A 14285-nucleotide genomic window follows, 5' to 3' on the forward strand; every position below is an offset into this window, starting at 1 on the left:
GCTGAGATCTTATCACAAAGTATTGCTCTGTCCGCCTCATATCTAAGCCATACACTCATGAGGACTGCATAAACAGGCGCTTCCCCGCCTCCCATCACCGCCGTCTGACGGCAGCGGCGTGGCAGCTGCAGCGGCGTAGCGGCGGCAGCGCGCACTACGCCACTGCGCCGCAGTTGCGTCAGCGGCCGCTGCGGCGGGCATTGGCAGCCATGTAAATGGCCAGGCTTACGGCGCTGAGCAGGGAACCTTTGTCGGCCTTGCCTGTGCCGGCAAGGTCCATGGCTGTGCCATGGTCCACTGAGGTGCGGATAAAGGGCAGGCCCAGAGTGGTGTTGTAGCCTGAATCAAAGCCTACGTATTTGAGTACTGGCAGACCCTGGTCGTGGTACATGGTCAGGATAGCGGCCGCATCATCAAGGTAGCGGGGCTGGAAAATGGTGTCTGCCGGCAGCGGGCCAATGAGCTTCATGCCCCGCTCGCGGCGCAGTGTTTCGAGTACAGGAATAACAGTATCGAGTTCCTCACGACCAAGGGTGCCGTCCTCTCCTGCGTGCGGGTTGATGCCGCAGACATAAATGGCAGGATCTTCAAAGCCCATGCGCTCCTTAAGGTCGTGGTGCAGGATAGTGATAATGCCGCTGAGCTTTTCTCTGGTGATGGCGGCACTGACCTCGGATAAAGGCAGATGGGTAGTGGCAAGAGCCACATTCATCTTTGAGCAGCCCAGCATCATAACCACTTCCTCACAGCCGCACTTTTCCTGCAGATATTCAGTGTGGCCGGTAAACTCACGTCCGGTGTGAGCAATAACGCTCTTGGAGATGGGGGCCGTAACCATGGCATCAAAAAGGCCGCTCTGACAGCCCTCAATGGCTCTGTCCAGGGTGGCAAGCACATAGTCAGCATTGGCTGGATCAAGCCTGCCAGCCACAGCAGGGGCACCCAGAGGCACATGCATACAGCTGATATGACCCACACCCTTAGCATCAGGACCGCTGGCGCGGCTGCAGCCAGGGTCAAAATCATGGAGCTCAAAATTGCTGCCCAGCAGCGCCATACGCTGCGCCAGCAGCTGCCTGTCACCAATAAGCACCAGCTCAACCCCGCAAGGCGCGTCCGCGCCTGCGGCCCCAACGCCAGCATAGCCAGACGCGCCGCCAGCGGCGCCACTGGCGCCAGCAGCGCCGATGGCGCCCGGTGCGCAGCGCGCCTGCAGGGCTATGCTGGCCGGGTTCTGACAGGTAAGGGCATACATGAGCTCAGGGCCGACACCGGCCGGCTCGCCAGTGGTCACGGCTATACGCAGTACAGATGAAGGTGAGGACGGGACATCAGCACTGTCCCTGAGAGCATGAGCCATAAGGGCCTCCTGAAATTAAACCAGAACACCGCTGCCACATAAGCCGGCGCCAGCACGGCATCGCCGTGCAGTGCCGCCGCCTCTGCAGGCAGGGCATGCCCTGCGCAGCCTGTGGGGCTGCGCGGGCCAATCCTGTCTATTATTAATATGCTCAGGCCAAAGGCAAGCACAGTCGTGCCCCTGCCCCTTTGCAGACAGTGCGTACCATTGCAGGGCAGCCCTGAGCCGGGTTTGCAGGCTGCTCAGGCAAGTGGCAGGCACTGACTTAAGGCATCCCGAAGTGAGGTGGCCGTAGCCACCGCTGCTCTCCGGATAGCAGCAGCGCCTGCCCGGACCCGGCAGCAGAGACATTCCTTGCGCACGAGTCCATGCAGCTGACACTGATGCAGATGCAGGAGCACAGCCCGACTGCCCAAGTTCAGCCCTGCATAGCTGCTGCCTTGAATGACCTGGCCAGCATGCTCGGGCCATGGCAGCACGGTCAGCCGGTCGAAAAGTATGGTGCCATGGCCATGGTCCAGTAGCAGCGCTTTGGACGGAGCGGAGTCTGGTGAAGCGGCGGCAGCGGCGGAGCGGAATAGTGGTAGCGGCGGAGCGAGGGGCGGCGGCGGAGCGGGATGGTGGTTGTGTGCGGGCACGGTGGGGGAACGGGGATAAAAAAAGCCCGGGCGGATGCCCGGGCTTTGGTCTAAACTCATAATTAAAAATCGGTTACTTTGCAGCGCTGTTGTCAGCGTTTTCGCTGTTGAAGCTCTGGTCGAGACCGGCTGCAATCAGCTCAGGATCGGTGACGCGCACAAAGGCGGCGCTGCGGATTTCGCGCTCCCATGCCTGAGCCTCTTCGGCAAAGAGACGGCGGTAGATAAGCTCACGGGCGCGCTGGCTGTAGGCCTCATCACTGTCCTTGTCTATCTTCTTGTTCTCAAGGTAGATAAGGTGCCAGCCAAAGGAAGACTTTACCGGCTGGGAAATCTGACCCTTGTTAAGGGCAACCAGGCCCTGGGCAAAGCCAGGATCATAGCGGCTTGCCGGGGCATAGCCGAGGTCACCGCCAAGGGAGGCAGAGCCGGAATCCTCAGAATACTTGCGGGCTGCAGCGGCAAAGGAAATGGAGCCGTTGAGAATATTGCGGCGCAGGGCCTGCAGCTCTTTTACCGCAGCTTCGTCAGAGAAGATAACTGAGGTGGTTAACAGAATGTGACGGGCCTTGTAGGTGGTAATTGGCTCAACGGCCTGGTTGCTCACATCAAAAAGCTTGAGCAGGTGCAGACCAAATGGTGAACGGAAAGGACCGAGCACATCACCCTCACGGGCCTTTAACAAGGCAGGGAGGAATGGAACCGGAACCTGGCTTTCAGGTACATAGCCAAGGTCACCGCCCTGAGAGGCAGCTGAACCCTGAGCATACTGGGCAGCCAGAGAGTTGAAGTCAGCACCGCTGCGGGCCTTGGCCTTGATGGAGTTGGCAAGGGCAGTAGCACGGTTGACCTGACTGAAATCGGCACGGGCATCCAGTGGAACTACGATCTGAGCCAGATGGTAGCTTGGTTCAATGGAGCCAATCTCACGCAGGGTCTTGGCCAGCAGGTTAACTTCGGCATCGGAAATACGGACGCGGCGTCTTACCTGGTTGTTGCGTACTTCACTGATGATGAGCTCATCGGCATACATCTGACGGGCAGTGGCCTCATCTACATTGCCAAAGCTCTTGAGAATACCGGCAACTGTGGTATTGGCACGCAGAGCAGCCTGCTCAAGGGCAGTGTTGATCTGGGTGTCAGTAAGGTTAAGACCAAACTGCTTGCCCTGCTGCAGGATGATGGAGCGGGTAATAAGCTGCTCCAGAGCGGCACGGCGGGCATTGATCTTGTCTACCTTGGCGCCTCTCTGCCTGAAGCCCTGCTCAACTTCGGCCTGAGCGGCGTTGAGCTCACTTTCGAGCACGATATCAGAGTTTACCACTGCGGCTGTGTTGTCCAGAGCCTTGACGTTTGCCGAGGCAGTGGAGAACCATACGCCCACAGAAAGGGCTGCCATGGTGGCCAGGATTGCTTTGTTAATCTTGCTTAATACCATCTTGGAAAGTCTCTAAACCTGCACTGGGTATGAGTGTTGTGGCCCCTGATAATAGCATAAAGCGTCTTTGTGACAAATTGTCACTGACCACCATCAGCTGCCGCGCGCACCTGGCTGGCCAGCGCCCCAGGCCACAGGCCTGCAGCACAGCGCCTCGGGCGCATGCTCTGTGCAGCACAGCTGCGCGGCATTTTTGTTGTCATCAGGGAAGAGCACAGGGGCAAAGGTGGTGAGAGGCAGCGGGCTGACAGTGGCCTTGCTGCCATGCAAAAAAAGTACAGGATACAGTGTTCAGGTCAGGCAGCGTAACCATGACCTGCAGCTGGATAAATCTTTATGTCAGCATTACAGCGACAATGGACACAGCCCGTGGGCTGTGGCTTTTCCGACAGCAAATTTGACAGCACAAAATGAAAATAGTTCAAAAAACACTGAGTTTTTGAGCATTGCCATCTGTTCTGGCCGGCAGCACGGCGCTGCCAGCTGCCGACTGCCGGGCGGCGCGACGCCTTGCCAGGCAAAGGCTGAGACGAGCGCTAAGGCCAGCCATGATAATAGGGGGCAATACACAGCCTTTACTTAGGCTGTGTCCGAGAATGGTAGACAACTGGCCGGGACGCCAGGCAGGCAGCAGGCCCAGGCACCGCAAAGCGGGGCCTGGGCCTGGGGAGGCCTCGGAGCGTCGGCCCTGAGCGCAGGCCTCGGAGCTTCGGCTCTGAGGGCGGCTACTGGTTGAGATTGGTCGGATCGAAGCTGTTGAGCAGGCGGGTATTGGTGAAGTCATCTGAGCTGTCGCCGGTGACGCTTATGGCACCTACACCCTTGAACTCAAACTGCACGCCCACGCGGTGGTCGCGCTGCTCTTCAAGTGAGTCCCAGTCACAGGAATTGTAGTTTTCGTAAATAAAGGCCATGGACCAGCAGCAGTCTTCGTATTTGAGAGCCACCTTGGTGTCGATACTGGTGTCCTGGGCGAGATCATGGTAGGTGGCAAAGGTCATGCTGAAGCGGTCGCTAAGTGGCAGACCGGTCACTATACCCAGCTGGCCAAGGTCAATGGTCTCATTGGCAAAGGAGCGGTTGGCATCGCGGGCAAAGCGGTAGCTTACCTGCATGAGCAAACCGTTTTCATCCTTGTAGCGCATCATGCCTGTCCATGCGGCCAGCTCATTGGTCTCATTGGTATAGGTAGCTGAGGCATGAGTGGTCATACCCGGTACAGGATTGGCGTCAAAGAAGAATGACAGAGGACTGCGCGGGTAGAGGTTTGCCGGGTCATTAGGGTTTAAGGTGACACGGGTAGGTACAAAGGAATAGGTCTGTGATACACCAAAGCGCATCATTTCGCGGTCATGGGCATCAAGAAGACGTGAGCTCAGACCAAAGGTAATGCTGTTGATATCGGCAATACGATCCTTACCTGTGTAGTGAGAACTGGAGAAGTTGGAGTAGTAATCACTCATGCGGTTGGTAGTATCGTACAGGGCGATATTGTTCTGATCCGTGTAAGGGATGAACTGGTACTGAATCTCAGGCTCAAGAGTCTGGGTATGGCGCAGGTCGATGACCTTACGCTCCAGAGTGGTCTTTGCGCGCAGCTGTACCATGTACAGGGCACGGGTTACCTCTTTGTCCAGGGTATTAAAGCCCAGTTCGTGCCTGTAGTAATCAGGCATGTTATCAAGGCTGTCCTGAGAGTAATGGGTAAAGAAGCCCTTGGCACGGGCTGTAAGTGAGGTACCGCGCTGGTTGAAGAACTGATAGTTGAAATCAGGCTCAAAGTGGTAACGGTAGGCCTCAAAGCGTCCTGAGTTCTCCACATCGGAGGTGGAGGCAAATTTGGTAAGCGAGCCGCTCAGATCATAGGTCAGGGCACCGACTGTGTCGGTGTACTCGGCCTGAAGATCAGGGAGCATGGCAAAAGGACGGTAGTGAATCAGGCTCTCTGGCAGCAGGCGCTGGTAGTTGCGCACTTCTGTATTGATGACAAATTCAGGTCTGTTATAGCTCAGTTTGAGCGACTGCTTGAGATGGTCATCAGTGACGGTGGTGCCTGACGGTCCAATGTCATTGATATAGTCGTAGTCCTGGTTACGGACCTTCTGGTAGTCAATGCTCAGCTGCAGATCGCGGTCCATGAACCATGAGGTGTGGTCCCAGCGCAGGAAGTAGCGATAGTCGTTATCAAAATTGTCAGACAGTTCCCAGCTGTTGTCCTGAGGCAGATAATCAAGAGTAAAGGAGCCCCATGAGTCCTCAACCGGCATGTAGCGGAACTCTGAGGACAGCAGGACACCACGCTTGGTCATCAGACGTGGAGTGAGGGTAAAGTCGTAGTTGGGCGCGATATTGAGATAAATCGGCTGCTGGTAATCAAAGCCGTTGTCCGAGCTGATGGAAAAGCTCGGGTATAACAGACCGCTCTTGCGTTTGCTGGTTATAGGGAAGTTCAGATATGGCAGATACATTACAGGCACGTCCTTAATATAAAGGACATTGCCCCAGGCGCTGCCAAAGGACTCATCCTGAGCAAGTTTGACCTTGTCAGACTGGAAGTACCATGAGGTATTGTCTACAGGACAGGTGCTGAACTGCAGACTGGTAATTTCCGAAGTGCGGCTGGAATTGTCTACGGTAATAGACTCAGCTCTGCCACGGGCCACTGAACCGTTGAACTGGAAGCTGGCATCTGTAAAGGTGGAAACGCTGGTGGTCAGATCACTTTGCAGTGAGCCAGTGCTGTTAATGGTCAGCTCCGGGCCCTGAATAATGAGATTGCCACTGGTGCTTACCCTGGCGTTGGCGCGGTCATAGACAGCCTCATCGGCTCTTACTGTCTTGTCGCCCTGGGTAATGATGACATCGCCTGAGTAGGAGACCAGATTGCCAATGCTTCCGGTTACCTCATTGGCAGTGATTTCCACTGGGGTGGTGCGCACATCAAAGTTAAGAGGCTCACGATAAGGGGGAATGCCGTAATAGCAGGAAAGATCACGGTCCTGTACCGGCATGAAAGGAGCGGCGCGCCATGGATTCTTCTTGAGACTGGTCAGAAGACGCAGCGGGAAGGTGGAGGAAGAAGCCAGATGACGGTTGGCCAGGTACTGCTCGGTGGTGACATTATTGACCATGGTGGTATAGGCCACACCGGCAAAGAGACTGACATTGTTCAGACGACGCTGCTTTTCAACAGGAATGACATTCCTGTTACGTGAGGTACCGGACACAGCTACAGTACGGGCAGGCTGTGCGGCGCTGACCACGCCGCCGCTGGCGCCAGTGCCGGCTGCAGCGGCCCTGCCGGTAAGTTCTGAATTATCCTGGGCAAGGGAGTAGCCTGGTGCATATAGCAGACAGGTAACCGCTGCTGTAAGAGCGCTTAATCTGATCTTTGAAGATGTCTGGTGCTTCACAAAAGAGGTCCTTGCTGTAGATTTCTTTCTTTCTCATTATCGGCCCGCACACCGCCACCAGGCATGAGCTGCGCTCACGCCTGCAGGACGACTGCGCCATGCGGGCAGGCAGGCCTGCATGCATGCCCGTGCAGGCAAAAATGGCTGTCAGGATGCGATTTGCAGATAAAGACGGCTATATCCAGTCCGCCCAGGATCCTGAATTTTATCACAATGCCCTGTTATGGCTACCTGCATTCGTATCCTTGCTGCCAGTAAAACGCATCAGGCCACCACCGCAGCCCTGCTCACAGCCCCAGCCCGCCTGCCGTACACACGCCCTGCGCGCTCTGCGCAGCCGCCATCGGCCCGGGCACGCCGCCACAGCAGCCGTGCCCGGGCTGCTGGCGCAGTCAGGTCAGCACCGAAATTCCCAGCATCCTGGCCCTGGGAATAGCCAGGTGTATCTGGGCGTGCATCCAGCCCGGCCTGGCCTGCCAGGCATGCAAGGAGCATCACGGCCCTTGCAGCCAGCAGGGCTGACCTGGCGGCTTGCTTATGGATGCATGCAGTACAAGGATTCCAGATCCATAGCCCTGAGGCATGACCTTACAGCCATGGCACATAGCCAGACCCTGGCAGCAGAGCAAGGTCGGCAGCCATAGTCCCGTTGCTGCCAACTGTCTGTAGCTGTCAGGAGCAGGCTCAGGGCATAAATACCTTTTCCAGACTCAAGTAGTCCTGATGGCCCTGGCCTGTGAAGTTCAGGCTGGGCCATATTGAGATCCGTTTTTCTGAGTTTATGAGCATAAGGGCCAAAACTTATGACTTACACAGCGCACCATCAGGCAGCATTGAGGAGTCCTGCATGGCTGGTAAAAGGAGTACCTTAATGCCTGTGTGCCACAGGCATGGCATTACCCACGACGCTCATGGATATCAATCAGGTGAGATTCGATCAGGACCGATCTCGGGCACAAGACCTTAACAACACCCAGGCAGCTCCATGCATGCAAAACCATGCTCAATCCTCCACGCCCATGGCAATAGCCCACGTACTCATGCCTCAGTTATGGCCAATGGCGCTCATTGCCGGCCGTGCAGCACGGTGCCGCTGTTACCCTTGCCCGGGCTTTGGCTGTGCATGTAACTGTTGCCGGAGATGCCCTGTAGTCGCAGCTGTGGCGGCGGCTGGTGCTGAGGATATCAAAGGGGGCATACACATACAGGGACTGTAGCTGACTTGCCGGTGCTGACCAGCATCGAGGGCTGAGTAACTGTTATTGCTTTTGGAAAGCGTGCCTTGGGATTGCCTGTCTTTTAAAGTTTGTCTACTGACGGCGGCAGGCCAGTGGGCTGCTGTGCTTAAGCACAGTAATGTCCCCGCATTGCTCAGTACCTGGATTGCACAGAGGCGTTGAGTCCCAGACTGTGGTGAGCAGGTCGTGGTCTTGCTTTTCATGTCCGCATGGCGTTCTGTCGAGGATCAGGGCCACCTGTACCACTGACTGTGAGCGTGTGGCGGCCAGCTTAATGGGGTTCATGGGCCTGGGCTCAGGATTTTGCCGGGCTGAGCTGCCTGCAGCTGTCCTGGTCCATGGCTGGGACTGGGCCCATGGCCTGGGGCATGGAGCATTTTGTGGGGAGCAGAAATGCAAAAGGGCGCGGCGCGCCCTTTGATGTGTCAGTTCTGCTCAGGTATGTTTCTGAGCGGCAGGTTGGGATCGCTTAGCAGATCCGCATCCTCGTCAATGTTGATGTCGTTGCCGGCTACTGTTCTTTCCTCGTTTGCCCAGGCTCCCAGATCGAGCATCTTGCAGCGCTCGGAGCAAAATGGGCGGAAAGGATTGGCTGTTGAGTAGACTACTGGCTTTTTGCAGTATGGGCAGGCCACGGTAAGTGGCTTGTCGCTGCTCTGGCCTTCGGCAGCCTGGCTTTGGGCCGGGCCATCGGCCTGGCCGGAGCATGCTTCTTTTTCTATTTCGTCGTAGGTGCCTGGTGGCAGCAGGTCTTTGAGGCTCAAATTATCCCACCTCTTACATAGGCAAGTTCAAAGGTAATGTCGCCTACCTGTGCCCCTTTGGTGTATGGCAGGAAGCGTACGTTTATATTGGACTGAAAGCCGCTTACCACAGGGTAGCCGCGTACATGGCGCGGATACTTGATTTCGATGAGCTCACATGGCTCTGAGGTTTCCTGCATGAAGCCGTTGACGGCTACGCGGGACTGATAGTCCGAGCACAGACGCCACTGATTTAAGATGCAGGTGATAGGAATACGGATGCAGTCAAGCTCCTTGAGCCACTTGGTGGCTGTTTCCATCTTCTCTTCACGGTCAAGATTGGCCCAGAAAGTAAAGAGCGGGGTATCAAAGCAGTTGATACCTGAAGGGGTCAGAAAACGTGGCTTGATGCTTTCGATAATAGGGTCGTTCTGCAATACGGTGCGCTGACGGGTAAAGGTATTGAGCGCACGGTGAGACTGGTTGATCTGCTCGAGCAGTTCATCAACCAGCTTTTCATCAGCGTCAGGATAACTGTGCCAGATACGCAGTTTCTGGGTGATACGGTCAAGATCCTTGCCAATATCAATTTTCAGGGCACCGGAACCGTCAACCAGGTCGATAAAGTCGATAAGTCCACGCAGCAGACTGAAAGTATCAGAATTGCTGTTTAAGTTCGCACTTTCCTGCACGCGGTTAAATATGGCCTCGAACTTGAGATAAGTTCGGGCTTTAGAACTTAAGGGAAAATCGTAAACAAACATGGTTGATCTATCGTTAATCCTGGGCTGAATGAAGCCAGTTGTACATATCAGACAGCTACTTCAGACAGTTTGCGGGCAGGCGAATGGTCAGGTTATATGTAAACCGCTGCAGAAAGTGCGGTGCCGGCCAGTAATCACAAAACAGCTATGAGCAGGTTATCAGCGCCACATGCAGCGCAACAGTGTGGCTCCATGGCTGGTGTCAGCCTGAACTTTCAATGTCAGACCGGAACTGCCGGAGCACGGGTCAGCTTTGCTGACAATGCAAACCGTTTATTTGCAGACATCGTGCCGCAATGCATTAGAGCCGGCGTCAACCATAGAGCAGGCCATATCAGGGAGGCAAAGGCTCAGGATTGAAAAGTGGGCAAAACAGGTGATTATCTGTCATCTGCCGGGGCTGCAAACGGTTTTAAGCAGGGGTGTATTTTTCTTGATACAGCCTGTGGAAAGATTTTTCAGGACATACTCTGAGACAATTTCAGATACCTGATATGTAAGTTTAACACGTGATGACGCTTTTCAGCTATGCTTAAAACGTCAGTCTCAATGATATCGTCAGCATGTTCGCGCTTATAAGTGCGGCTGAGCTGCCTGTCAATGATATTGCGTGCTGTCTGCTCAGAGCAGCCGTCGCGGCTGATGATACGTGCAATCTGGGTGCTCACGGCCGAGTCCACAACCAGAATCCTGTCTACCATATCCTCAAGGTGGTTTTCAAAAAGCAGCGGTATATCGAGGATGATATATGGGGGTACTTCCCTGTTATCAAGCACCAGGGACGCATCAAGAGGCTCACTGAGTGCCACCTTGCCCTCATCACAGTGGCTGTCACTGATAAGCAGACCATCACTGTCCCTGATTTCCCCATTTTCATCTGCGCCAGCACCGGCTGCTGTCGCAGCAGCGTCGGCGGCCGCCTGGCCTGCTCGCGCAGCCTGGGCAGCCTGAGCGGCGGCATGACGGCGCTGCTCTTCCTGAGCCACAAAGGACAGATAGTCCTCAGGCAGGCCCTCACCACGGGCACAGCGATCGCACAGCTCAAGGGTACGGTCATGAATCGCCGGATGGGTGATGGAACACAGTATGGCCAGCTTTTCCTTGTCAGCAAAAACCAGCTCACGCATGGCAGCGCGGTTGAGATTCCCATCGTCCATTATCAGATGAGAGCCCATGCGCTGAGCTATCTGCTCCAGTGCCGGGGAGCCTGGCTTGACCACCTCACGGGCAATCATGTCGCTGTCGATGATTATGACACCGTAAACGCCAAACAGGCGGCTGATAAAGCTCTTGCCGCAGGCAATATTGCCTGTAAGTCCAATCTTCAACATAAGTAAACTCCTGAGAACCTCTGCACGAGGTCCGGCACAGCGTATTTTCACCTGTCCGGCATTGCGGTCAACCAGGTCCCCGACAGCATCACAGCCACCCGGTCAGGCTCAGGCAAGCCCGTCTCAGGCGTGCCAGGCTTTGCCCTCCAGCCTTCCTGCCTTCCAGCCAGCCTGCCGCTGGCCCTGTCACTTTCAGTATTAAGGCCGGACCGGTTGCGGTGCTGCAGCCTTGCGCAGCACGTCCGGTCAGGACAGTAATGGCTTTGCACGGGCAGCTGCAGGTGTGGCGGCAGCTGCCGGGCAGCAGGTATCTGCATCCTTAAGTATGATTGATTTATCAGGGGCTGAGGGCTGCCCGTGGGGGCCCGTGGACGGTCCTTTGGGGCCGGTGCTCTGTCGGTTAATGGCTGACAATCTTATCAGTACTGAGCTTTAGTGTATATGTGCTTGTGATGCCTGCACATTTTGATTACCGGATATTTTGAGTTCCCAAAGATATCGGAAAAAGATGGGCCTGGTGTTAAAATGTGTGCAAACGGAAACAACGTTAATTAAGCAGCATGTCAGCGACCCTGCATGGAGCTGCATAGTGGATAGTTATTTGGGTGTGAAATTGAACAGATTCAAGAAGATGCTTTTACTGCTGTCAACTCCGCTGGCCGCACTGGCTATGAGTGCCTGCCAGAGTAATGAAGAATCAGCATCAGCCGATGTCACAACCGGCACCGGGCATCCGGAAGTTTTCCAGGGACGTGATATCTACCTGCGTGGTGAGATGAATGACTACGGCGTCCAGAGGTCCTACCGCCTGAGAAAGTTCGATGAGAACAGGTACTGCACAGTAGCTCCGCTGCGCTCAGACTGGAGTCCATACCGATTTAAGTTTGCCGATGAGGACTGGAGCAAGGGGACCAACTTTGGCTATAACAGCCCACCAGGTGTACTGCGTGAAGGTTCAGGCCCGGCCCGCCTCAATGGCAAGTCACGCTTTGAGGAGCTGCGCTACGAGCCGTCAGCAGACGGCATTTACCGTTTCTGCATTGTTATTGAAAACAAGGTTCCTTACGCCACCGTAACCCGTCTTGAAAATGGCAAACTCACCACCATGGATGAGGTCATCAGAAGGGAAGTAGCTGCCCAGTTCAGCATCCCTGAAAACGACGAATAGGCCTCGGCACAGGCCAAGGCCGCGGCCCTGGCACAGGCCGCAGCACCAGGCCCACGGCCTGCCTGCAGGCAACTGCCCAGCCATGCAGCCACGGCCCACAATCCTGTAATCAGGAACCACAAAAGCAGCTCCCTCGGGAGCTGTTATTTTATGGGCACCCCATGCCGTCCGATCAGGCATGACAGTCCAGACCTGATAACCTGTGCCAGCCATGCTGCAGCCTGCCAGGTAATGCAGCGCCCTGTCCGTCTGGACAGGCCTGCAATGAGCTCAGCCGGACCGGCTGTGCAGCCATGCGACAGGAAGACAGTCCAGTGGTCACCTGTACTGTCTGCTGCATGGCAATGGTCTTTCCAGTCAGCAGAGATTATTCAATGTGTAAGCGGCTGGTTGCCCTGGTAATGGCTGGTACTGACATTGATGCTCCTGATGACAGCAGACAGTCGCGAGCATGACAACTGGACAACATGACACATGAGCAGCAGGACAAAAGGCCAGCAGTATTGCAGTACGGCAGGACAGGATCAGTGCTCTCTGACAGGCGTGCATGCATGCACGCATGCATAAATGCATGCGTCTTTAAGCAGGCGACTCCCTGAGCTCGGATGCAGGGGATGCTGGCAAGCAGCAGGCTAAAGTCACACGGGAAAATATGCCCGGCTCAGCTGTCAGGAAAGGCAGTGAAAATGCGCAGCATCCCTGAGTCTCAACTCTGCTGCACAGGGGCGCAAAATACAGGCAGCCGTTGGCTGCCTGCTTGTGCTCAATTACACGAAAGGCCTGGCCAGACTGACAGCCTGCACGCCAGAGGGCAGCTATGCAGGCATGCATGCAGCAGAGTCAGCCTGGCAGCACCTTATATGGCCAGGTCGACGGGCTTGCAAAGATGTACTGTGCGGACTTCGCTGATGGCGCAGCATGCCGTCTTGGACGGTTGCCATGTGTTTACCCAATACGATGGAATCGGATGATAAAGATGAGGGATGAAAATGAGTAATGAGCGCAATATGCTGCTGGCTTCCTTTGCTGATTACCTGATTCTGGAAAAGGGTGTTTCAGAGAACTCACGCCTTGCCTACTGCAGCGACATTAACCGGTTTACTGAGTATCTGTGTGTCAACAGGATTTCCCTGACCGGTTTTACCAGTGATGATTTGCGCGCCTATTTTGAAAGCCGCTCCAGTGAGGGTGTAACCGGCCAGTCCATATTGCGCTTTTACTCATCCATTAACTGCTTTGTCCGCTTTGAGCGTCTTGAGGGCCTGCGTGAAGATGACCCCATGATTGAGCTTGAAAGACCAAAGAGCCGCCGTGACCTGCCTAAGGTAATGTCTGAGGAGACTGTGGTTGCCTTTCTGGAGGCTCCAGACCTTGGCTGCCATACCGGTCTGCGCGACCGGGCCATGTTTGAGCTGCTCTATGCCACCGGCATGCGCGTCAGTGAGCTGTGTAATCTCAAGTTTGAGGACATGCATCTTAGCGAACGCTATATGCTCATCAAGGGTAAGGGTGACCGCCAGCGCGTCATTCCCATCACTGATGCCGCCTGCTACTGGGTGGAGAAGTACCTGCGTCTGCGCCGTCCGGAAAAGGATCCTGACTCGCTCTCACCTTACGTCTTTTTGTCCAACAAAAGCCCTGATGGCGCCAAGCCCATGAGCCGCATTGCCTTCTGGTATCGCGTCAAATCCTATGCCAGCCAGATAGGCATAAGCTCATCACCATCGCCGCACACTTTCCGTCATGCCTTTGCTACTCACATGCTCAATCATGACGCCGACCTGCGCTCACTGCAGATGATGCTGGGCCACTCATCGCTGACCACTACCCAGATCTACACCCACGTGGCTCTGGCCCGCATGCACGAGGTCTACGACAAGACCCATCCAAAGGCCTGATGCACACAACAGCCATGACAGCGCAGCCCCGCCAGCGCAACCCAGCCGGCGCAGCAATGGCTGCGCTGTACCAGCTGCCCCATCCACAGATCAGTCTCCACGAAACATCAGTCAGGGCCGCATCGTACGTACAGCTGCACGGACCAGTTCATCCAGCAGTCAGCCTGCAGCATTAAAAATAGCCCGAAAATCTGGCAGTTGCTCTGTCATGGCTGAGGCGGCGGTCAGTAACTGTACAGCCCGCAAAAAGCAGGATTCTCAGAGGCCTGTCTGGCTCATGTTGAGGCAGGTTAT

8 protein-coding genes are annotated in these 14285 nt (G+C 55.5%); 2 read left to right on the forward strand and 6 right to left on the reverse strand.

What is annotated here, in order from left to right:
- Positions 1-178: 178 nt before the first annotated feature.
- The 6 genes from pdxA to coaE all read right to left on the reverse strand — a co-directional run bounded on the left by pdxA (position 179) and on the right by coaE (position 10925).
- Positions 179-1360 (reverse strand): 4-hydroxythreonine-4-phosphate dehydrogenase PdxA, encoded by a 1182-nt coding sequence (gene pdxA / locus MXE39_RS04495; RefSeq protein WP_246977572.1) that lies wholly within the window; start codon positions 1358-1360, stop codon positions 179-181.
- 711 nt (positions 1361-2071) lie between these two features.
- Positions 2072-3436 (reverse strand): peptidylprolyl isomerase, encoded by a 1365-nt coding sequence (locus MXE39_RS04500; protein ID WP_246977571.1) that lies wholly within the window; start codon positions 3434-3436, stop codon positions 2072-2074.
- 725 nt (positions 3437-4161) lie between these two features.
- Complete coding sequence (lptD, locus tag MXE39_RS04505) at positions 4162-6849, reverse strand: LPS assembly protein LptD (protein ID WP_246977570.1); 2688 nt, start codon at positions 6847-6849, stop codon at positions 4162-4164.
- A 1663-nt stretch (positions 6850-8512) separates the two neighbouring features.
- Positions 8513-8851 carry a DNA gyrase inhibitor YacG gene (gene yacG / locus MXE39_RS04510; protein ID WP_348647466.1) on the reverse strand — a complete coding sequence of 113 codons (339 nt, stop codon included), beginning with the start codon at positions 8849-8851 and terminating at the stop codon, positions 8513-8515.
- Complete coding sequence (gene zapD / locus MXE39_RS04515; RefSeq protein WP_246977569.1) at positions 8848-9594, reverse strand: cell division protein ZapD; 747 nt, start codon at positions 9592-9594, stop codon at positions 8848-8850. Before zapD ends, yacG begins: the two co-directional genes overlap by 4 nt.
- 458 nt (positions 9595-10052) lie before the next feature.
- A complete protein-coding gene (coaE, locus tag MXE39_RS04520) occupies positions 10053-10925 on the reverse strand; it encodes a dephospho-CoA kinase (RefSeq protein WP_246977568.1) in 873 nt (290 codons plus the stop codon).
- 589 nt (positions 10926-11514) lie between these two features.
- Here coaE and MXE39_RS04525 point away from each other — a divergent pair.
- On the forward strand, positions 11515-12093 hold the full coding sequence (locus tag MXE39_RS04525) for a pullulanase (protein WP_246977567.1): 579 nt from the start codon (positions 11515-11517) through the stop codon (positions 12091-12093).
- 983 nt (positions 12094-13076) lie between these two features.
- Positions 13077-13991, forward strand: coding sequence for a site-specific tyrosine recombinase (locus tag MXE39_RS04530; protein WP_246977566.1), 915 nt, complete (start codon positions 13077-13079; stop codon positions 13989-13991).
- The last annotated feature ends 294 nt before the right edge of the window (positions 13992-14285 follow it).

Origin of the sequence: Anaerobiospirillum sp. NML120511, from assembly GCF_023050955.1 — a bacterium.
Taxonomy (GTDB): Bacteria; Pseudomonadota; Gammaproteobacteria; order Enterobacterales; family Succinivibrionaceae; genus Anaerobiospirillum.

Coding starts and splice junctions, on each gene's coding strand:
- pdxA (WP_246977572.1), bottom strand. CDS start 1,360: ATGGCTCATGCTCTCAGGGACAGTGCTGATGTCCCGTCCTCACCTTCA.
- MXE39_RS04500 (WP_246977571.1), bottom strand. CDS start 3,436: ATGGTATTAAGCAAGATTAACAAAGCAATCCTGGCCACCATGGCAGCC.
- zapD (WP_246977569.1), bottom strand. CDS start 9,594: ATGTTTGTTTACGATTTTCCCTTAAGTTCTAAAGCCCGAACTTATCTC.
- coaE (WP_246977568.1), bottom strand. CDS start 10,925: ATGTTGAAGATTGGACTTACAGGCAATATTGCCTGCGGCAAGAGCTTT.
- MXE39_RS04530 (WP_246977566.1), top strand. CDS start 13,077: ATGAAAATGAGTAATGAGCGCAATATGCTGCTGGCTTCCTTTGCTGAT.